The sequence below is a fragment of the Roseivirga spongicola genome (assembly GCF_001592965.1).
Taxonomy (GTDB): Bacteria; Bacteroidota; Bacteroidia; order Cytophagales; family Cyclobacteriaceae; genus Roseivirga; species Roseivirga spongicola.
Genome location: NZ_LRPC01000001.1, coordinates 156,597 through 178,428 on the forward strand (window position 1 = coordinate 156,597; position 21,832 = coordinate 178,428).

Annotated in this window: 20 protein-coding genes; 9 read left to right on the forward strand and 11 right to left on the reverse strand. The window is 40.6% G+C overall.

All coding sequences use genetic code 11. The features are described from left to right. Positions 1-122: 122 nt before the first annotated feature. Positions 123-1,265, reverse strand: coding sequence for a cytochrome-c peroxidase (locus tag AWW68_RS00695; protein WP_068218380.1), 1,143 nt, complete (start codon positions 1,263-1,265; stop codon positions 123-125). A gap of 377 nt (positions 1,266-1,642) precedes the next feature. Here AWW68_RS00695 and AWW68_RS00700 point away from each other — a divergent pair, with 377 nt between their 5' ends. The 4 genes from AWW68_RS00700 (at position 1,643) to AWW68_RS00715 (ending at position 5,227) form a co-directional block, all read left to right on the forward strand. Further along, positions 1,643-2,590 (forward strand): succinylglutamate desuccinylase/aspartoacylase family protein, encoded by a 948-nt coding sequence (locus AWW68_RS00700; protein WP_317038742.1) that lies wholly within the window; start codon positions 1,643-1,645, stop codon positions 2,588-2,590. 80 nt (positions 2,591-2,670) lie between these two features. Continuing rightward, the gene (gene mgtE, locus AWW68_RS00705) at positions 2,671-4,026 is read left to right on the forward strand and encodes a magnesium transporter (RefSeq protein WP_068215536.1); all 1,356 of its coding nucleotides are present in this window, start codon (positions 2,671-2,673) and stop codon (positions 4,024-4,026) included. A 97-nt stretch (positions 4,027-4,123) separates the two neighbouring features. Beyond that, positions 4,124-4,915 (forward strand): phospholipase D-like domain-containing protein, encoded by a 792-nt coding sequence (locus AWW68_RS00710; protein ID WP_068215537.1) that lies wholly within the window; start codon positions 4,124-4,126, stop codon positions 4,913-4,915. Positions 4,916-5,008: 93 nt separating this feature from the next. Further along, positions 5,009-5,227 carry a redoxin domain-containing protein gene (locus AWW68_RS00715; protein ID WP_084375525.1) on the forward strand — a complete coding sequence of 73 codons (219 nt, stop codon included), beginning with the start codon at positions 5,009-5,011 and terminating at the stop codon, positions 5,225-5,227. 51 nt (positions 5,228-5,278) lie between these two features. Here the strand turns inward: AWW68_RS00715 and AWW68_RS00720 are convergent, their stop codons facing one another. After that, positions 5,279-6,556, reverse strand: a complete 1,278-nt coding sequence (locus tag AWW68_RS00720; RefSeq protein WP_068215538.1) for a type II toxin-antitoxin system HipA family toxin — start codon at positions 6,554-6,556, stop codon at positions 5,279-5,281. A gap of 2 nt (positions 6,557-6,558) precedes the next feature. Continuing rightward, a complete protein-coding gene (locus tag AWW68_RS00725; RefSeq protein ID WP_068215539.1) occupies positions 6,559-6,864 on the reverse strand; it encodes a helix-turn-helix domain-containing protein in 306 nt (101 codons plus the stop codon). A 286-nt stretch (positions 6,865-7,150) separates the two neighbouring features. Between AWW68_RS00725 and AWW68_RS00730 the strand changes: the two genes are divergently transcribed. Beyond that, entirely contained in the window at positions 7,151-7,705 is a 555-nt protein-coding gene (locus AWW68_RS00730; RefSeq protein ID WP_068215540.1) for a thioredoxin family protein, read from the forward strand. 404 nt (positions 7,706-8,109) lie between these two features. Then, entirely contained in the window at positions 8,110-8,415 is a 306-nt protein-coding gene (locus AWW68_RS00735; protein ID WP_157717466.1) for a hypothetical protein, read from the forward strand. Positions 8,416-8,417: 2 nt separating this feature from the next. Here AWW68_RS00735 and dinB read toward each other — a convergent pair whose 3' ends face one another. Beyond that, positions 8,418-9,629, reverse strand: a complete 1,212-nt coding sequence (gene dinB / locus AWW68_RS00740) for a DNA polymerase IV (RefSeq protein WP_068215546.1) — start codon at positions 9,627-9,629, stop codon at positions 8,418-8,420. Between the two features lie 87 nt (positions 9,630-9,716). Here dinB and AWW68_RS00745 point away from each other — a divergent pair, with 87 nt between their 5' ends. Then, positions 9,717-10,292 (forward strand): 2'-5' RNA ligase family protein, encoded by a 576-nt coding sequence (locus AWW68_RS00745; protein ID WP_068215549.1) that lies wholly within the window; start codon positions 9,717-9,719, stop codon positions 10,290-10,292. 2 nt (positions 10,293-10,294) lie between these two features. Next, positions 10,295-13,324, forward strand: coding sequence for a DNA polymerase III subunit alpha (locus AWW68_RS00750; protein ID WP_068215551.1), 3,030 nt, complete (start codon positions 10,295-10,297; stop codon positions 13,322-13,324). Here the strand turns inward: AWW68_RS00750 and AWW68_RS00755 are convergent. Beyond that, positions 13,305-14,924, reverse strand: coding sequence for a fibronectin type III domain-containing protein (locus AWW68_RS00755; RefSeq protein ID WP_068215552.1), 1,620 nt, complete (start codon positions 14,922-14,924; stop codon positions 13,305-13,307). The two genes, AWW68_RS00750 and AWW68_RS00755, sit on opposite strands and share 20 nt — an antisense overlap. Positions 14,925-15,081: 157 nt before the next feature. On the opposite strand from AWW68_RS00755, the gene AWW68_RS00760 reads away from it, so the two are divergent. Further along, on the forward strand, positions 15,082-16,566 hold the full coding sequence (locus AWW68_RS00760; RefSeq protein WP_084375527.1) for a bifunctional metallophosphatase/5'-nucleotidase: 1,485 nt from the start codon (positions 15,082-15,084) through the stop codon (positions 16,564-16,566). A gap of 517 nt (positions 16,567-17,083) precedes the next feature. Here the strand turns inward: AWW68_RS00760 and AWW68_RS00765 are convergent. The 6 genes from AWW68_RS00765 to AWW68_RS00790 form a co-directional block, all read right to left on the reverse strand. Continuing rightward, positions 17,084-17,584, reverse strand: a complete 501-nt coding sequence (locus AWW68_RS00765; protein ID WP_068215556.1) for a hypothetical protein — start codon at positions 17,582-17,584, stop codon at positions 17,084-17,086. Between the two features lie 67 nt (positions 17,585-17,651). Beyond that, positions 17,652-18,131: a hypothetical protein gene (locus tag AWW68_RS00770; protein ID WP_068215557.1), complete on the reverse strand. Its 480-nt coding sequence runs from the start codon at positions 18,129-18,131 to the stop codon at positions 17,652-17,654. Positions 18,132-18,209: 78 nt separating this feature from the next. After that, on the reverse strand, positions 18,210-18,908 hold the full coding sequence (locus AWW68_RS00775; protein WP_068215559.1) for an SDR family oxidoreductase: 699 nt from the start codon (positions 18,906-18,908) through the stop codon (positions 18,210-18,212). Continuing rightward, positions 18,908-19,900, reverse strand: coding sequence for an alpha/beta hydrolase (locus AWW68_RS00780; protein ID WP_068215563.1), 993 nt, complete (start codon positions 19,898-19,900; stop codon positions 18,908-18,910). Before AWW68_RS00780 ends, AWW68_RS00775 begins: the two co-directional genes overlap by 1 nt. 2 nt (positions 19,901-19,902) lie before the next feature. Further along, positions 19,903-20,805: a nuclear transport factor 2 family protein gene (locus AWW68_RS00785; RefSeq protein WP_068215564.1), complete on the reverse strand. Its 903-nt coding sequence runs from the start codon at positions 20,803-20,805 to the stop codon at positions 19,903-19,905. 110 nt (positions 20,806-20,915) lie between these two features. Further along, entirely contained in the window at positions 20,916-21,821 is a 906-nt protein-coding gene (locus AWW68_RS00790) for an AraC family transcriptional regulator (protein ID WP_157717467.1), read from the reverse strand. Positions 21,822-21,832: the final 11 nt, after the last annotated feature.

Genomic DNA, 21,832 nt, shown 5'->3' on the forward strand with positions numbered 1-21,832 from the left:
TTCACAGATATACAGAGCCATGTTCGTACTTCGGACGTGGCTTTTTTTATGCTCAAAAAACGATGAGGACTCCTTATGAGCCCTCATTCTTCAACCAAAATATATAGTATTTAACTATAAATTCATTCTTCATTAAATGGATCTGAAAACTTCACATCAGTGATAAATTCTACATCAGTAAGTGTTCTAAGAAACGCTACAAGAGCAGCTCTTTCTTGAGGGTTCAAATTCATTCGCCTTACATTACCATTATTGACCCTTAATCTTTGGTCTAGGTTGGGATTGTCTTGAATTCCACGGTCATAAAACCCGAGGACCTCCTCTAAAGTTTCAAACCTTCCATCATGCATATAAGGAGCAGTGAGTGCAATGTTCCTGAGAGAGTTAACTTTAAACTTTCCATTGTCGCGCACAATGCCAGTAACAGCGCCCAAGCCTAAATCAATATTCATTGCATCTAGGCCGTTGTTACGTGCTTCATCTCCGCTAAACGTAACTGTTTCATGGCAAGCAGAACACTGTGTTCTCCCACTAAAGAAAAGGTCTTTGCCCAGGTTTTCTAATTCCGTAAAGTTTGGAAAGTCAATCTCTTCATTGCCATTTACAGCGACCAAACCTTCGTCAAACTGAGATTGATATGACACCATGGAGCGAACAAATTGAGCGAGCGCATTGGCAACTCGGCCGGTGGTTACCGATTCGCTTCCAAAAGCCTCCAGGAAAAGAGGCTCATAAAATGTCTGATCTTGAATTTTCGAAACCAGTTCATCTAAAGTCAGTCCCATTTCTACTTCATCTTGAATAGGCATCAAAACTTGTTCTTCCAAACTACCAGCTCTTTCGTCCCAGAAAAAATGGCCGTTATCATAGAACCTCGCATTGGCTAAGCCCATGCTGTTTCTTCCTGTTTCTCCACCTTCAAAGCCTAGACTTAAGGTTCTATTATCCGAAAATCCGCTAGACTGAACATGACAAGACGCACAGCTTACAGTATTATTTGCACTCAAAGCCTTATCATAAAAAAGCACTCTCCCTAAGGTAGCACCAGCGTCTGTTACCAGATTATCGACAGGAGTATTATCAATCGCTCTAACCTCATTAGTTACAAAATGAGCTGGCAAGTCTATATTGGAGTAGTTGTAGGGCTCATCTGGTAAGCTGATCACCTCTGAAAAATCACTATCTAGATCAAGATCTTCACCTTCTTGCTGACAAGCAAACATTGATGCGCTGGCCAAAAGCATTATTATCCATTTCTTTCTCATCCACATAAGTTTTAGTTCTACTTTGACTAAAACCCACAGATCTTACCGCATTTATTATTGTTAACTGAGTAACTAAGAATTAGCATAAACGCTCCTTCTTTGGTCGGTTTTTCCTCATAATCAACAGAAATTAAGCCATTAAGACCGCTGGGTTTGTCTTTAAATCCGGCTCACTTGGAATAACCCCACCCCCATCTTCAAATAAATTTTCAAGCAGATAAAAACAGCTATTAAACATCTGACCTACTCCCCCTTTCCTTGCTAGTTCAATCGCTCTATGCAATGGTTTGCGAGTAGCTAAAGGCAGGAAATGTTAAATTGGACTAAGCGCATTCGCGCTTTGTGCGTAGATTTATCCCGAACTATTACCATAAATATTGAGAGCACCATTTATCATAAGCGGGAAGCCAGTTATGCCTGGCGAAGAAGCAGTAATCAATGTGAATATTGCACGTTTACCTTCCCATTCAGATATCAATTTGAAAATTACTGTAGCCCGAGCCGTAGAAGATGGCCCAACTTTATTGCTCAGCGGTGGGCTTCATGGAGATGAGATAAATGGAGTAGAAATTGTAAGGCGAATCATTGAAAAAGATCAGCACAAGCCTAAAATCGGAACAGTAATCTGCATCCCCATCATCAACATGTTTGGCTTCATCAACTTTAGCCGATACGTGCCCGATGGAAAAGACGTAAACCGCTCATTTCCTGGAAACAAGAATGGCTCTTTGGCCGCCAGAGTTGCCCATTACCTCACTAATAACATCATTCCTAAAATAGATGTGGGTATAGATTTTCATACAGGTGGTGCTGAAAGGACTAACTATCCGCAGATTAGGTGTGTAATGAAGGACCCTAAGAACAGAGCGATTGCAGAAGCATTTGAGCCTCCATTTATTCTGAATTCACCATTTAGATCAAAATCGTTAAGGCAAACAGCCGCTAGAATGGGTAAGCACATTTTGGTATACGAAGGAGGTGAATCTACCCGATTCGATGAACATGCCATTCAGGTAGGAGTTAATGGTGCTATGCGAGTAATGAAACATTTAGGCATGCGCGAAAGAGCTCCTGAACCTCTGCACAAAACACAAGTTATATATCATTCCTCTTGGGTAAGGGCTAAATACTCAGGTATCTTTTTATCTCAAGTAAAATCGGGAGAGCTAATAGAAAAGAATCAAATCATCGGCTACGTAGCGGAGCCATTTGGTTCGTTCAAGCATAAAGTTAAGAGTCCCGCAAACGGCTATGTCATCGGGCTCAACAACAATCCAATTGTGCATCAGGGCGATGCTATTATGCACATAGGAGTTAACAAATAATCATTAGGTTGAAAGGGATGTGCTTTTTTGACTCATAGAATCGAGACAAAAAGCAGGAAGCGAAAAAAATAATACGAAGGATGGAAAAGGAAGCGACACTTTTAGAAGATTTGTTAGGTCTCATTAAAGACAAGAATGAAGCAGCCTTACACGACTTAATAGAGCGTCTAAAAACTGAAGACTTGGTGTATGCCTACAATAGGTTTTCAAAAGATGACCAGGCCTCCTTAATCAACCTTTTGAGCCCTGAAGATGCCGCCACTCTCCTTGAGAGAATCCCACAGAACCAGGCAGTTGAAGCCATTGAAAACGCAGAAGTTGAAACAGCAGCTTCCATCCTAAATGAGCTTTATAGTGACGACCAAGTAGATATTCTTGCCGAGCTAGATTCTACAGATGCGGAGGCCATCCTGGATGAAATGCTTCCGGCAGAAGCGGAAAACGTAAGGCGACTGATTCAGTATGATCCTGAGTCTGCTGGTGGGTTAATGGTCACTGAGTATCTGGCCTTTGAGTCTGACATGACGGTTGGACAAACCGTTAAGCACCTGCAAGAAAAAGCCGAAGAATATGAAGACTATCATGTGCAATACATCTATGTAACTAATAACAACAGGTTTGCAGGTGTGCTTCAAATGAGAGATTTACTGCTCTCTCGCCCTAATACCAAGCTTTCTAGCATTGTGATTAGAAATGCCTTTTCTATGCCTCCTGAAGCAAGCTTGGAAGACCTCATTAGCTTCTTCGATAAGTACGACTTTTTTGGCGTGCCCATTGTAGATGGTGAAGATCAGCTTTTAGGAATAGTACTTAGGAAAGATCTAAGAGAGGCCGAATCTGAAAGATCGAACTTAGAATTACTAGAAACCCAAGGTATTGTTGGTGGTGAAGAGCTGCGTTCTATGCCTGTTTTGCTGAGGTCGAAAAGGAGACTTTCGTGGCTTTCGGTAAACATCTTACTCAATATTATAGCTGCCAGTGTTATCGCCTTTTATCAAGATACTTTGGAAGAAGTAATTGCATTAGCTGTTTTCCTTCCAGTAATCTCAGACATGAGTGGCTGCTCAGGAAATCAGGCCGTAGCAGTGAGTTTGCGAGAGCTTTCGCTGGGCTTGGTAAAGCCTTATGAACTAGCTCGTGTACTCTGGCAAGAAGTTAAAGTGGGACTAATTAACGGAACCGTGCTCGGTATTTTGATTGGTATAGCGGCTTACATTTACATGGGCAATGCTTATCTCGGCCTGGTAGTTGGAGGAGCTTTAGCAATTAACACCGTTGTCGCAGTTAGTATTGGGGGTACAATTCCTCTCTTCTTAAAGAAGATGAATACCGACCCTGCCTTAGCCTCAGGTCCAATTCTAACCACTATTACCGATATGCTAGGCTTCTTCCTAGCCCTAACATTTGCCGGTGCAGCGATGAACTATTTGGTGTGAGGGAATTAAATTGACATTAGTAGTGAGCACGTAAAAGGATTCACCTGACAAAAGTGCTAATTTATGCTTGAGTTATTTTAAACCTAAAAGTATTAGAATGGCAAGGGATGATGTTTTCTTTTTCACACAAAATGAACTAGTGAATGAACTAGAGAAACTAATTATTGAGTCAAAAAAGGAATTGTGGTTATTTACACCATATATAAACCTTAATCAGAGATTTGAATACGCCCTAAGAAAGCGAATAGACTCAAGTAACTGGAAAGTTAAGGTTTTGTGTAGGTCAGTACAGGAAAAAGACTTCGCTCTAAAAAGTCAGAAATTATTTTGTGAACTACCCAATATTGAAATTAGATCCAATGAAAATCTTCATGCGAAAGTTTATGTAAATGATTTCGATATACTTATAACTAGCATGAATCTATACTCTCATTCTATACTTCATAATATTGAATTTGGAGTTAAGATTGGCTATAATAATAAGGGAATCATTGGAAACCCTATTGAGAGTTTAGGTGAAATAGCAACGGATACTGCAGATTTAATTTCAAGAAAGCTCTTAGGTAAAACTAAAATTGGAGTCGACCCATTCAAAGAGTTGCCACATTTGTTTAGAATCTCGAAACCAGAGTTTAAAAAAGAGAATGGGGTAATTATTGAAGACAACCTACCTACTGGCAAGCTATCTGCAACAAAGCTTTCCAAGAAGCTTGGGATCTCTAAGTCTGATTTTGACCAAAAGATTAAATCACTAGGCTTAGTTGATGATAAAGTAATCACTTCGAAAGGTAAGTCAGCAGGTCTATCAATGAGGGTCTGGAAAAAGGAAAATGAAACCTCAAAATATATTGTCTACCCCGAAGATTTGGACTTGGATAAGAGTAATTAGGGAACCAGTCTTATCTGATGTTTGAATATAAATCCGAACTATTTGGTATAACAGACCATTAATTAATCAACCAATTACCCAATTAACTAACCCATGGCACGTACTCCTTCAAATATGCTACCGCTGGGCACTCAGGCACCCGATTTCAAACTTCCTGATGCTGTTTCCGGTAAAACGGTGAGTCTAGACGAACTGAAGTCAGACAAAGCAACGGTGATTATGTTTATCTGCAATCACTGCCCTTTTGTAAAGCATGTAGATGAGGTCATTGTATCACTAGCTAAAGATTATCAAGCCAAGGGAGTTTCTTAGGAAGTAAAATAAGGAACAGAAACTTTAGTAAATATTGCTCAATGATTTTTATTAGTTCACTAACCTAAAGGCGTTAGCCTTTAATTCAATTTCATTTCTCGATATGCCAATTTCTTCAGCCCTTAGTCGCCAATTACTTACTGCCCCTTTGATTTGATCAATAATTTTCTTGGCCTCATTCTCCTTCAGCCTAAAATAAGGGATCACTTCCATAGCCAAATCCAGATCTAGGGCATTATCGTATTCAGTGATGTTCAATTTTAGTCCGGTGCCCGTTTCTACTGGGTTGATATCATAGGCCGGAGATAAAATCCAGCCAGAATTTGTCAACATAAAACCATGATTTCTCAGATGATCGTCAGTATTGGAAACACAAATACTAAAAACAATCCTTCTCCATAATTCCGCCAGATCTTCTTTAACCTTTGCCCCTGAAGCAGTAATAAAATCTACCAATTCAAGGTAGCTAACCCCTTCTTGGTGAGATGCCCCGTCTGCATACCCCAACATAGTCATGGCGGAAGCAAAGTGCAGTCTCTGTCCCTGACCTGTTCTGTCGAACCTCTTGGCCAAGAATGTATGATGCTGCGATGAAAATGTTCTGGCCTGAGCTTCTGCCATGTTGATCCCTGATTCAATTGCTAATTGATAGGTTACCCATTCCCATGCACCCGTATTCTCATCATCATATTTACTGGGGAATTTAGCTATCCACAAATGTCCATTTGGATCGACTACACTAGCCTTAGGTCTGGCACCCCCCAAGGAAGAACCAGGTGCTATCAGCATATTTAACCAATTAAGATAATCAGGGTCATCAACCGCATCATCCTCTTCCAGTTTTAAGCTGATCTCTTCTAATTGTCGAATGGAAGTCCATGGAGGAGATGCCAGATTTCTATCATCGCTTAAAAAAGGGCCATCATCTAACAGCTTAAATCGCAAAGCTCCCATCCTATGCTCATCATACACCCCTAGTAAATAATCCGTTTCAAAGAGCGTTTGGAAAGGCCTTTTCTCCTGTCTGGCGATAGCCGCCTCCTTCCTGCGCATTAATACGCGCCCCCAACGATCCGGTGACGAATCTGTAAATACCCCAAAGTTGGGTTTAGTACCTTCTGCTAGGTATTGCCGGCCTGCAAAAAGCTGTAGGTCAGGATCAATCACCTGAGCATACGGGTTGCTCAGCCAGTTTTGATGATAACTAAATGAAAATACTTCATTGCCCCGTACCCGATCAGAGCTCAATACCCCCATGAATTGAGGCTCTCCCAAGGGTTCCCAATCGGCATAAACCAAAATTTCTCTATGGTATGTGGAAGCTGGCATTTTTATCGTTTTGGGGCTCTGTTTTTTACATTAAGATTAGCATCTTGAATTTTTCTACCCAATTCATCATCACTTGCTAAGTGTAGAATGTCACTTTCTAATCCCAAAGCTTTGAGTACATTCAAAAGATTACCAATTAAAGTCCCAGGATACCCATTCTCAATTTTAGCAAGTGTTCCTCTATTAATTCCGGCACGCTCTGCTACCTGTTCACTACTTAGCTTTCTTCTAAGCCTGGCAAGTTTTATCTGTTCACCAACACCCTCTAATAGTCTTTCAAGTTTAGGTGTTAACACTGGAGTCTTCATAACAATAATGATTACATGAGTATACAAATATACTATTTTATGAATACTCAATACATCATTAAAAACTAGTACTCATGATTAGAGCGTTTATCCATCCGATACAATTGTTGTAAGCAACTGCATCTTCATTAATTTTGCCTAATATTTAAAATAATATCCGATTCTTCAGAAGAACCTTGACAGTATGGGTACAACCCATTGCCTGAGCCACTTTTTTTAAAAACGCTTGAACCATACACATCATTAACTGATTAACTAATCAACCAACTACCAAATTAACTAACCCATGGCACGTACTCCTTCTAATATGCTACCGCTGGGCACTCTGGCACCTGATTTCACTCTTCTTGATACTGTTTCTGGCAAAACGGTGAGTCTGGATGAACTGAAGTCTGACAAAGCAACGGTGATTATGTTTATCTGCAATCACTGCCCTTTTGTAAAGCATGTAGATGAGGCCATTGTATCGCTAACTAAAGATTATCAAGCCAAGGGAGTTTCTGTTATTGCCATCAGCTCAAACGATGTGGAGAACTATCCGCAAGACTCTCCTGAGTTAATGAAGGAAGAAGCGGAAAAAGTGGGTTATACCTTCCCTTACCTTTACGATGAAACCCAAGAAGTAGCCAAAGCTTATGATGCTGCCTGTACTCCAGATTTCTACGTATTCGACAAAGATTTAAAATGTGCTTACCGTGGTCAGTTAGATGATTCACGTCCTGGCAATGACAAGCCAGTTACAGGCAAAGACCTGCGAGCCGCTTTAGATGAAATATTGGAAGGCAAAGAAGTTTCCGCTCCGCAAATCCCAAGCTTGGGCTGCAATATTAAGTGGAAGTAGTAACATCCCCTTATTCAAACAATTACACTATCTTTGCGTAACTATAAATAGCACAGCAGTTTACCATGAAAACAGTAACGAGTAAAAAATCTAGTAGAACAAACAGCCCATCAAGCAAGGCTTCAAAGAACTCTAAGACTTTTACTCTAAAAAAACTCACACAAAGAGAAGTAGAGGCCAATAGAAGTTCGGCTTATCCTTATACATTCTAATACTTGCTTTACCCTTACGAATTTACACACACAGGAAAACGGAAGGAAAAACAGTTCGTCCGGCATCAGTTTAGTTTCAAAACTAAATACAATAGAACCTATATTGTTTACGCAGATGAATTTGACAGTGAAATGTTCATTGTCAAATTCTTTTTAAAGAACCACAGACACTCCAAGAATAGATTTAGACTAATGGCTAATGATTTTGATGCCAAAAGAGTGCTTGACACATGCATATCAATTGCTGGTCACATACTGAATCTATCCCCTCGAGCATCATTTGGTTTTCTAGGAGAGCCTAGGATTGGGGAGCCTAGGTACAGAACCAAGCGGTTTCTGGTCTACCTCCTCTACGCAGCAAGACACTATAACCCTATTGACTGGGAGCACTATACAGATGAAAATATTAGCGGCTACTTTTTGCTAAACACCCAAAATACTACCCTTAATATTCAATACGTTCAAGAGGTTTTTAAAGATTACATTGAGGTAGATTAATCTTACCGCCTTCTATTCGCCAACAACGGTGGCGGCTCTCCATTAAAAGGGTTAAATCGGCTGATGGTTTTTGCCTCCATACCATAGGCCCTAAGCACACTCCGGTCACCATGTTTGTCACGGATTTTATCCATGGCATGGTAAAGGTTGATAATCTCTTCATTGTCTTCGAAAAGGTTAATCTGCAAACCTCCTTCCACCAAATGACTAAAGCGCACCCCAATTAAGCGCACCAACAATCGCTTATTATAAAGCTTATTGAAGAGTTCCAATGTTTTAGGAATCAGTACATGGTCTGCAGAAGTGTAAGGAATGCGCGATTGCAAGGTGTAAGTATTGAAATCGGAATAACGAACCTTCACCGTTACGCAAGCCGTAAGTTTAAGCCCCCTCCTCAACTGAAAAGCTAAGTTTTCTGCCATAGCCAACAGAATACCCTTCAGTTTATGAACATCAATAGTATCTTTATCAAAAGTTCTTTCTGTAGAAATAGATTTACGCTCGCTGTATGGTATAACAGGAGAATTATCTAGTCCATTAGCCTTTCTCCAGATGCTCACACCATTTTTACCTAACACCTTTTCCATCAGCTCAACAGGCATCTCCTGAATGGTTTGTATCTTTTTAACACCAAGACTGTAAAGAGTCAGTTGGGTCTTTTGCCCCACCATAGGAATTTTACTAATAGAAAGGGGAGCTAAAAAGGGCTTTTCCAAGCCATTGTCTACCCTAATTTCATTATCGGGCTTTGCTTCTCCAGTCGCCACCTTCGAAACCGTTTTATTCCTAGAAAGACCAAAAGATATAGGAAGACCCGTTTCCTTTTTTATTCGCACCCTAAGCTCTTTAGCCATCTGATAGCTACTGAAAAATTTATCTAAACCCGTAAGGTCTGCATAAAACTCATCAATGGAGGTCTTTTCATAAAGAGGCACAGTTTCTTTAATAATTTCTGTAACGGCTTCAGAATGCTTAGTGTAAGCACCCGAATTCCCTCTAATTTGTATAGCATCGGGGCACAGCTCCTTAGCTCGCTTCATGGGCATTGCAGAATGCACACCATAAGCTCGTGCTTCATAGCTACATGAAGCCACAACTCCCCTGTCGGAACTTCCACCAATAAGTATAGGCTTCCCTACCAAACGGTTATCATATAACCGCTCAACCGACACAAAGAATGTGTCGAGATCCAGATGTAAAATCGTATTCTCCACTGCTTAGGTTGTTACAGAATTAGAACCCAAATCTAATTATTTTAGTTTACTATTTTTATTAGTAATTTAGATAAAAATTTACGCGCTTTGATTTCGAATTCATCCATATACTATTGCCTGATTGTCATTAATCCTGAAAATCAGATTTGTCAAGACATTAAGGCTATTAAAAGAAGTTTTAAGCTTAAGCATGGAGAGTATGGGGGCTATGGATCAACAGCTCACATCACTTTAAATCGTGAGTTTTTAGATGGTAAAGAACTCAAGAAATTTATAAACCGCTTAAAAGAAGAACTCTCTACTTATTACACGTTCGACTTACACCTTAACAATTATGATTTCTTTTTCGAGAGCAACACATTCTTTGTCTCTATAGAAGAGAGTTCTCACTTAGCAAACCTTCAACGGCTCATCACAACACAGCTTAAGATGATTAAACCGATTTCATATCTAGGTCGCTATCGCTTTTCTCCTCATATGACTATAGGAAGAACTCTTAGCCATAGGCAGTTTTCGGAAGCATATTATGAATTTGAAAGACAGGTCTATTCTAAAAAATTTAGAGTAAACGACATTGCCATTCTGTACAGTCAAATAGGTGACTCCCATTATGAGAGCTTATACTTACCTCTTAAGAATGAAGATTGGGCTGTAGTTTATTGATTATGTACCTCAACACCCACTCATATTACAGCTTTAAATACGGCACTATAAATACCAAATCACTGCTTGAAATTATGCAGCAAGCAGAGGTAAATACTTTTGCCCTTACCGATATTAACAGCACTGCCGCTAGCATCAACTTTGTCCGACTAGCTCCTAGGTTTGGGATTAAGCCGGTTTTAGGAATAGACTTTAGAAATGGGGCAGATCAGCTTTTTGTAGCTATTGCGCAGAACAATGAAGGCTTCAAAGAACTGAATGATTACTTGTCGAAATATCTGCACAGCAAGGAAGAAATTCCTCCGAGAGCTCCAGCATTTCAGCATGCTTTTGTGGTTTATCCTTTTAGCAAGTACACAGGCTTTGAGCTAAAAAAATTAGAGTTCATTGGAGTAAAACCCAAAGACCTACCCAAGTTGGTTTACCCGCCTCACCAAATGGATAAACAGAAATTGGTAGCCATGCCCACTGCTACTTTTCGCAGTAAAATAGATAAGGAGACAGGAGAACGTGTAGTTATGAAACGCGACTTCAATGCCCATCGTCTGCTAAGGGCCATCGACAAGAACACCTTGTTGAGTAAACTACCCAAAACCGAAGAGGCCGACCCGGGAGATTTCATCTACCCGACTGAGGAGTTGAAGGAGGTTTATTCCGCCCACCTCTATATGCTTGAGAATACGGAAGAGCTACTTAGTCAATGCCACATTCACTTCGACTTTGAAGGAGAGAACCTAAATAAGAACCTCAAGTCTTTTACCGAATCGCCAGAGAAAGACTACCAAGAACTGGAGAAGCTCTGTGAAGAAGGGCTTCCCTACCGATACCCTAATCCATCTGAAAAAATTAGAACCCGAATTAAAACGGAGTTGGATGTAATCAGGCGGCAGGGCTTTATGTCTTACTTTCTCATTAACTGGAAACTCTGCAAATATGCTCGAGAGAAAGGCTATTTCTACGTTGGCCGAGGCAGTGGCGCTAATAGCATTGTCGCCTACCTATTACGCATTACCGATGTAGACCCAATTGAGCTCGATTTGTATTTCGAGCGATTCATCAACCTCTATCGCCAAAACCCACCCGATTTCGACATAGATTTCTCATGGAAAGACCGAGAAGATATTACGCAGTTCATCTTTAAAGAATTTCAGCATGGAGAAGGCGGAAATGTATCGCTCCTTGCTACCTATAGTACTTTTCAGTTTAGGGCAGTTATCCGCGAACTAGGAAAAGTACTTGGCCTACCCGCCCATGAAATTGAACATATTCAGGCCACCAGCTACAATCAGCTAGACGAAACCCAAAAGCTGGTGCTTCGCTACGGAAAGTACATCGAGGGCTTCCCTAGCCACCTCAGCATTCATGCCGGAGGCATTCTCATTTCCGAGAAACCCATTCATTATTACACCGCCACAGATCTTCCCCCGAAGGGTTTCCCTACCACCCATTTCGATATGATTATTGCTGAAGATATTGGCCTTTATAAGTTCGATATTCTGAGTCAACGAGGCTTGGGCAAAATCAAAGACAGTCTAGACATTATCGCTAGAAACCACCCTGAAGATGAAGCGATAGATATACATAACATCGCCAAATTCAAGAAAGACGAACGCGTAAAAACCATGCTTAAAGAAGGGAAAGCCATTGGTTGTTTTTATGTGGAGTCGCCCGCCATGCGGATGTTGCTGAAAAAACTCCGAGTAGATGAGTATTTGGGCTTAGTGGCAGCCAGTTCGGTGATTAGGCCCGGAGTAGCAAAATCGGGCATGATGCGCCAATATATTCTCCGCTTTCGCGAACCTGAAAGAAGAAACGAAGCTCACCCTAAGCTGCGCGAAATTATGCCAGAAACTTATGGCGTAATGGTTTATCAGGAAGATGTAATAAAAGTTGCCCACATGTTTGCCGACCTCACTCTAGCCGAAGCCGATGTATTGAGAAGAGGCATGTCTGGCAAATACAGGTCGCGCGCAGAGTTTCAAAAGGTTCAGGAAAAGTACTTTGTCAACTGCCAGAAAAAAGGCTACTCACTTGAGCTAGCAAAAGACATTTGGCGACAAATTGAAAGCTTTGCTGGCTATGCTTTTGCCAAGGGGCACTCAGCCAGCTATGCCGTAGAAAGCTACCAAAGCCTCTACCTCAAAGCCTATTATCCGCTAGAATATATGGTAGCCACTATTAATAATGGCGGTGGATTTTATAGGGTAGAACTCTATGCTCACGAAGCTTTTATGCATGGAGCCGACATACAGGCACCTTGCGTAAACCAAAGCGAACAGCTTTGCACTATTTATGGCAAAAGCATATTTATGGGCTTTGCCTTTATTAGCGAATTAGAGCACAGCACCATGGAGGCTATACTTGAAGAGCGTTCTGAAAATGGTGTATTCATGAGCTTCGATAACTTTATGAAACGAGTACCCATTTCTCTAGATCAGCTCAGCCTACTAATACGCATCAATGCCTTTCGCTTTACGGGCATTGGCAAAAAAGAGCTGCTTTGGGACGCTCACTTTAGGTTGGGGAATGGCAAAAAATCACGCCCTGAGAAAATGCTTTTCGACTTTGGGGTGAAGCGCTTCCAAATTCCCGAACTCAGCTATGACCACCTAGAAGACGCTTTCGATCAGATTGAACTCCTTGGTTTTCCGCTTGGTAACCCTTTCGATATGCTTAAAGATCGGCCTGAAGAAGAAGTAATGGTTCGAGAAATGGGGCTACATAAAAACAAGGAAGTAACAATGGTTGGTTACCTCATCCACATTAAAAACACCAACACTTCTGGCGGCAAGCGTATGCAGTTTGGTACTTGGCTAGACCGAGAAGGGCATTTTATAGACACCACTCATTTCCCCCCAATAGCTGCTAAGTATCCTTTTAGAGGAAAGGGTATTTATGAGCTCAAAGGAAAAATTGTGGAAGAATTCGACTTCCTCAGCATGGAAATTACAGCCATGCGAAAGCTGCAGTACATTCACGACCCAAGGCTTGCCACCGAAGCCAGGCATGCAACTATGGGCGTTTCGAGCTAGTTTCTGAAGTCTTAAAACTCACCACTTCAGACCAGTCGCTCCAGTTTAAGTTTTGATCTCTGTATCGAACTCGCACGTAGTAAGTAGTATTAGGTTTTAATCTCTCAGTTACCTTTTCATCGGTTAGATCATCCCCTTCTTGTCTATTCTCTTTGTAGTACCAGTTTTCATGCTGCTTCCAACTATCGAAAACCACTCTTTCAAAGCCTGTATTCTCAGCAATTTGCCAATTACTAGCCGCATGGAATGCTTCGCTCATATCGCTTTGGAATTGAGAAGCCTTCAAAGTTAAATTAAGTGGATTTACACTTGAGCTTTCAGAAGGGAAGTTTAATGAAGGCTGCTGAGGTTTAACGCTCAACCTAAAAACAGTTACACTATCTGTGAGCACATTGTCTTTTGGATTTTCCTGATTACCTCGGCTAATTCTCTTAACTGTGAATTTTGGATTGTCTGCATTTCCTTCAACCTCTACCATTACAAAACCATATTCATCTTCTGTAACTGTAAATTCATCGTAGTCCCTTCCTTCAAATTCGCCCCAATTATCAATAGCTCCACCAGCAGTAGCAACATTTATCCAAAGGTGTTTATGGTCTCTAGATTGCCCTCTAGAATAGCCATGAGTATGACCAAAGAAATGCACACTCGGCTTACCTGTTGCGGTAGAAAAATCTTCTAGCATCTTTACAATTTTTCCGGAGAAATCAGTTTCGCCCGGAATCCACAACTCAGACTTATGTGGGTGATGCATTTGAGCAAAAACAAAATCGATGTCGTCATTCTTAGCTGTTTCTGCCAGCACATTTTTCAGCCAACTCAATTGCTGACCAATATCGCGGTAACCATCGTTAGAATCTAAACCAATAATTCTGGTGTTTCCGTAATCTTTAAACCACCAATGTTCAGCATAGGCCCCAGTTCCATTTTCTGGTAAGCTGAAATACTTGAAGTAAAACAGTGAGTTCTGTTCGTGATTACCCAAAACCGGATAAACTGGAACTTGAGTAAATAAATCTTTCGCAGGTTTAAAAAAATGCTCTTGCCACTGAGAATAAACAGAACCTGTAACCACTAAATCGCCCGGAATCATAACTAAGGCTAAATTCTCGGGCACCTCACCTCCATAAGTATCTTTCATGTATTTGAGCACTCCTTCATTCACCATTTCAGCAAACTTTTCTGGCTCATTATGGTCTCTTTGCATGTCGCTCATAGCCACCATATTGAACGAAATATCGTCTTTAGGAAAAGGAGGCGTTTTGAACTGATAAATATCTGATCTCAGCCCATCGGTAATTACTCGGTAGTAATAGGTAGTCAGCCTTTCAAGCCCAGTAAGCTGCACCTCATGAATTCTCGACTCGCCAAAATTTATGCTTTCAGCCTTGCCCTTGGCTTTATTTCCTAAACGGTTGGTCTCGCCCCATTCCACCACACTCTCTTCACCAAACGATGTTTCCCATTTGATAACAATGCTGTTTGGTTGAGCATCTTGTAGAAACGGATAGACCAAAAATGTTGGTTTTTTCTGTGCAAAGGCACACAGCGGAGCAATTAGCAAAACAGTAAAAAAGAGCTTTCTAAACGAAAGAGGCATGGTTCTAAAAATAAAAAGTGATCGAAAGAGAATACTTTACGAAGATAGATAATGGAGATATGCGGCACTGTCTCAAGTATATTTTGAAATGGTTAAGACATTGTGAAGTGCTTTTCCGCCCTTCTTTCTTAACTTTCCAGCCATAAACACCTCTCTTATGAAAAAGATATTAAGCCTTAGTTTTCTTGTTCTTTTCATTTTCTCATGCAAGCAAAATGAACCCGTAGAATTCATTATTCTACAAATGAACGATGTATATGAAATAGCCCCTGTAGAAGGCGGCAAAGCTGGCGGAATGGCACGTGTAGCCACACTGAGAAATCGGCTTCTCGAAGAAAATCCGCATGTAATCACCACCCTTTCTGGCGATTTTGTAAGCCCTTCGTTAATCGGCACACTCACTTACCAAGGAGAGAAAATTGCAGGAAAGCAGATGGTTGAAGTAATGAATGCCCTTGGCGTAGACTATGTAGTTCCTGGTAATCACGAATATGACATTAAGGAAGATGAACATCTGAAAAGAATTGCTGAATCAGATTTCCAGTGGATTACAACAAACTGCTTTCATAAGGTAGACGGAAAAATTGTGCCTTGGGAACAGAATGGAAAGCCCTTTCCTGACCATGTAATTTATTCAATAGATGGTGTTGACATCGCCTTTTTTGGCTCTACGGTTCCCTTCAATAAAAAAGAATATGTGAGTTACACAGACAAATATGAATCTGTAAAAGCCACTTATGAAAAGCTAAAAGACGAAGCGGAAGTATTCATTGGCATAACTCATTTAGAGGAAGACATGGACGACTCATTAGCCACCTATTTCGTACCTGAGCTAGACCTAATTTTAGGAGGCCATGACCATGTAAACATGAAGCATCAGTACGGAGATGTGATAATGACCAAAGCCGATGCTAATGCAAAAACCGTTTATGTACACAGAGTGAGCTACAATAAGGCTACAGGTAAAACAACCATCCAATCAGAATTGGTAAGTATTGATGAGACCATAGCTGAAGACCCTACTGTAAAAAAAGTAGTAGACAAATGGGTAAACATCAGCAACGAGAGCATGGCTAATATGGGCTACCAACCAGATGAAATAGTGATGGTTACTAAAGACACTCTGGACGGCCGTGAAAGTAGCATTCGCTACAAGCCAACCAACTACCCAATAATGACTGCAGAATCTTTCCTTTTTGTGGCGCCAGAGGCAGACTTAGCCATTTTCAATTCAGGATCTATTCGCTTGGACGATATTCTGACTGGAACCATTACCGAATATGACATTCTCCGATCTTTCCCGTTTGGTGGTGGAATTTCATTAGTAGACCTGCAAGGAGATGTAGTTGAAAGAGTATTGGAAACAGGAACAATTACGAATATTGGTATTGGCGGCTATTTACAGTTAGCCAACGCAGAAAAGAGAAATGATGGCTGGTACATTAAAGGAGAAAAGCTATCTGCCAGTAAAACTTATAAGATGGCACTACCTCAGTTTGTAATGGGCGGAGGTGAAGCGAATTTGGAATTTCTCAAGAATTATCAAAATCAATCTCAAAACCCAGACAGTTTTAAGGAAGTGAAAAATGACGTAAGAGATATTATTATGGCTTACTTCAGACAGCTACCTCAAGGCAATTAAAAAAGCGTCAAACGTTTTCTAAAACATTGCTCGCAACAGCGTATCAGTTAGAGATTTAGAGATAATTTAATACAAAACAGAAGTTTGTACCTAAAAGCAGCTAAACACCTCAGAATTAGCTTTGGACAAGAACACCATTAACAGGAGAAACCTTATGAAGAGGTAGGGTAGTCCAAACATTATGAGTACTGAATATATAAACCCAAGAATTTCTGATTGAATTTTCTAAATTTCTTGGAGTTGCTTTGGTATGTGCAAACGATTGCATAGTTTTGATGCAGAAATGGAGTTAAGCCTTAGCAGGCGAATTTTGGTTATTAGTAAAGTAAACTAGATGGAGACATTAAAGTCTAATCAAGTGGATATGTCACAAAATGAAAAGGTTAAAACTAGTTCAGGCATATCTCACGAGAGAAGTTCACAAAGTTTCAATCACCAGCGCGTTTCAGTGAGAGATATACTTGTGGATCATTACCGAAAAGGTAAGTAAGAAGCCCCGCAAGGGGCTTTTTTCTTTCTAACTAATTCTGACCTTATCTCTAAACAGCCCTTCATAAAAGTGATGTATTCTAAACATTTGTTCAGCGCCTACTTTCTGACCAGCCTGAGCAACAAGGTAGAGTAAAAGTGCTATTAGAGCAAAAAGCGGAATTAACCATAAAATTGGCGCAGGCTTCTCCAACAATAATTGCGACAGGCCAAAAACACCCACAAAGAGAGACAGCACCCCCAATGCTGCGTATGACATGAAAAACACTGCCCAAACACTGGGCTTAGGACCGTACAAGCCCCTAATGAAGATACCTTCTTTATCTTCATAGGGCTCAATGGTCAAAGCCAACTGCGGAGACCAGTAATGCCTTTCTGCCGGGGGAATCTTTATAACTGCATATCGTTCCGAAACCAAACCACTGAACTCCGAGCTTTCATCTAGTGCCTTACTCAATTGAAGTTTGTATTCAGAAATACTCAACGGAAGCTCCTCGCGGAATCTGGGTCTTATTCTTAAACTCGACATGGCTGAATTGAAATCAGTTCCAATTTACAGACTGCCCCAAACATATTAACTGACATTTATCAGCTAGTTAGAAGTCACAACTGATCTGAAGCTGGAGCCCTTGCTCCTTGGCTTGCTTATCTTTTTGCATACCAATTGCCATCCCGATCGGCATTCCTATCGGTAGCCCTATTCCTAAAAAAGCCATATTATCTAGCGCGAAGCCAAACAAAATTCCAAATGGCATTCCGAATGCTGCCATCCCTATGGCCATCCATTGATTCTGATGGTACTTTTCTGGAACATATCCGAATTGCTTCTGTACTGCCGATAAAAGCTTGGTGTAATAGCGAGTAACTTCAGATGGTTTTAGGAGGGGCCGATCAAGCAGCGTTCTCAGTTCTTTTAATTGGTCGTTAAGGTCAGCTGGCTTCACTCCCTTATCGTCTAGTGCTATATAAATATTGGCAGTATAGTTTAAGCGTTTTCTTAAGGTCTTATTTCCTTTACTTTCTTCTACCTCTGCCCTTTTCTTTAGCTCTTCCGATACAATCTTGAAGTCTTCCATATTCAATAATAGCGACACAATTTACTCAGCTACCACTAATATATGATTAGAGGGGACAGGTTGGCTTAAAAGGATTCTTCACCATTCTACTCTATTCCCGTCTCTAAAGAAACCACCAGAAGGGCTACTATCAGGCAGCGTAGCTGCCCAGACAATTCCTTGGGCACCCTCTTCTACAGACCTAGGTGCTGCATCTCCTCCCATGTCTGTTCTTACCCAACCAGGGCAAACAGAATTCACCAAAATACCCGTGCCAGATAAGTCGGTAGCTAGCTTGATAGTCAGCACGTTCATAGCAGCTTTAGACGCACTGTATCCAGGCGTTCCCCCAGCCATTTCTGTAATAGCTCCCGCTCCACTCGATACATTCACAATTCTGCCATAGCCGTATGCCTTCATTAAAGGTATGGCGGCTTTAGCTGTTCGCCAAGCCCCCATAAAGTTGGCATCCATCGTTTGAGCCACCTCTTGCAAATCGGCATCTATCGCATTATGCCAAGTATCATAGTTTATACCCGCATTATTAACAAGGACATCTAACCTTCCAAAAGACGATTGCACCCAAGCAAAACATGCATCAACACTAGCTTGATCTGCAACATCTAACTCATGAAAGTGTAAGTACTTACCAAAATGCTCGAGTGAAGCTAAAGCTTCTTTAGCCTTAACCTTAGACCTACTGGTTAAAATTACTTCATACTCTAGTTCGAGTAATTGCTTTACAGTTTCAAGTCCAAGGCCTCTGTAAGAGCCTGTGACCAATGCTAATTTCTTCATTAAAGTGTTCTTCTAAAATGCTCAACCAATTTCTCAACAGAAGCATTCACTTGCTCATCTTTGTAGTAGAAATCTAACTGACCACCTTCTAGCCACACCAACTCTTTTTCTCCTTGTAAAAGTTCGAAAAACTCTTGATCGGCCTTTGGAGTTGCGGCCCCTTCGGAAGTAATGATTAGTGTAGGTATATCGATGGATTTTGCTGCTCCAACTGGTCGGTAAGTTAGCCATGGTTCCCAACTCATTACCGCAAACTTATCGTGCGACCAATTCGCTACCTGTCCAATATTTGGGTTTAGGTAGTATTCAAAAGGGCCATACATTGCTGCTGTTGGGTCACTATCTGAAATAGTAAGCTGATACTCCATTTCTCCAGTTTCCTGAAATTTATTGACTGCAGCTCTGCTTTTCTCAATTCGTTCTTTAATTCCAGATTCTCCACCATAAAAAGCATTAACAACCTCATCTGTATTGAACCAAGGAACCACTGCCGCAAAAGATTTAAACTGATCTGTTTGCCCTACAGCCTCGGCCATATAGCCTCCACTTGCACAAACTCCCATTCCTCCGGTCTTAGATGATGACACCATTGGTAATGAGTTTAAGTAGCTCATTGCATTTACAAAATCTACCGATTTCACTTTAGGGTCTTCAAAAAACCTCTTTATACCTTCACTCTCACCGTAATTAGTATGATCGAATGCTAAAGCTACAAAGCCGTTTTCACTGAGTTTTTGAGCATAAAGACCAGCCATTTGCTCCTTAACAGTTGTCCAAGATCCACCCACAACTATAGCTGGGTATTCTTTTCCATGCTCATAGTCGGCAGGCAAATAAAGATGCCCCATTAATAGATTGCCGTTACTCTTAAAACTTACTTGGTTTTTACCTGCTTTAAATTTATGCTCTTCCATATTTGTTGAATTTTCACTTTTTACATTTGAACAGGCCACAACAGTTATGACCATTAAAATCTTGATTACGTTTTTCATTGTTATTTTAGGTCAATATTGAATGCTTTAGCCATAACTATAGGGTTGAAATACTCTTGATATTCTACAACCTGACCATCCTTTATGCGGAAAATCCCGAAATAATCATTGACATACTTTCCACCAGCTTTTATTTCGATCTCTCCTCTGAACTTCACAAAAATGGTATTGGGATCTTCAGTAGAGAATATCTCCCTTGGGAATCTCATTTGACCGAAATTTGCCGTGAGTCCATTATATTGTTGGTATATAGCCTCCCTGCCATCAAAGCTTTTCGGAAACCCTTCGGGTATATATGGATTCAGCTGCTTGGCATCTTCAGCAAACACCTTCTTCAACAAATGAAACTGCTGCGTTTCAAGTGCCACAAAAAACTGATCTACCAATTCTTTGTTAGTTTTCATTGATCCATTTTCTAAACGTTCTTTAGCTAAGCGAGGCAAGTCCGTATTGCCGTCCACGAATTCCAAATTGAATGTCATGGCACTAACTTTCCACAATCCACCTTCCTTGATCAGTTGATAATCATAATTTCCGATCACCGTCCAGCTACTTCCATTTAAGTAATGTGTGGCAGTTCCATCGTGCGATACAAATCCCTTTTCACCAATCTCTTTTACTTCAAAATGTGCCACCATATGCCTTGTCTTATCAAAACCAGGCAGAATGGTTTTCCAACTATCTGTAATTTCTTGTGGAGTTAGTTCAACGGGCTCTCCTCCAGCCATTGATGTATAGTCTAACATTACCCTTTCGGCAAAAGACTGTTGTACTTTTTGCCATTCGAGAGCATCGGTACTTTCAAAAATGTTCTTTACTACATCTATCATTTCCATTTTCTGAGCGCTTAAGCTTCCTATGCCCATTAGAAGTGTTATGAGCACGGATGTTATTTTTCTTTTCATGATTCTTTCTTTCAGAATACATTACAAAAGACGCCAACTGAGGAATGGAAGAATTTCACAGAATTCGGCTTGTCTTGCACAATTTTCGGAATCTGTAAAAAAGAAGTGTATTAAGCCTTTCGGAATTGAGCTGGAGAAGAGCCCGTATACTTTTTGAATAATCTTGTAAAGTAAGAAGGGCTGGAGAAACCTAAATAATACCCTAGCTCCTTTATAGCCATATCGGTAGTAATTAGAAGCTTTTTTGCTTCATCAATTAAAACTTGATTAATATGCTCTATTGGACTTTGGCCTGTAGACTTTTTAATCACTTCAGATAAGTGCTTTGAACTAATAGCCAATTCATTGGCAAAATCTGTTACGGACTTGTGATCTGTAATTAAGCCAGAACCAACTTCTTGCCCATAATCTCTGAGCAGTTTTTGAAAATGATCTACAAGACCAAGCTTTAATTTCTCAACCCTTTCTTCATCTCTACCCCTCTCATAAAAGCGAATGCAATAGCCAAGAATTGAGCAAACGTATGACTTTATAATGGCTTGGTTAAACATTGAAGGGCTATGATATTCTTGATTTATTCTTTCAAACAGCTCTAGTATCACCTTGGCCTCTTCTCTCTTTAGTTTAAAGCCTTGTGTAAACTTCTGAAAGAATGGAAAATCGTTAAGACTCCTAAAACCATCTAGCGGCACGGTGTAAAACGATTCGGAAATGCTGAAATAGTAACCGCGCCAATCTTTCGGAATATTCCAGTAGTTGATCTGGCCTGGCTGAATGAAAAAAATAGTAAAATTATCTAAATCGAAAGCTTGACCGGCAGAAGTAACTGTGCCTCCACCAGATTCTAACAAAGCTACCTGATAGAAATTATGGCGAAAAGAAGGCATCTCAAGCCTAACCGTTTCCATGTTCTGCTCAAAATCACGAACGTCAAAGTCAGGATACCTTGGCAAAGGAATATTGATATTAAGATTATACTCGTCAATAGTTCTATATAGAGGAATAGCCGATAGCAAAGCTTAAAGGA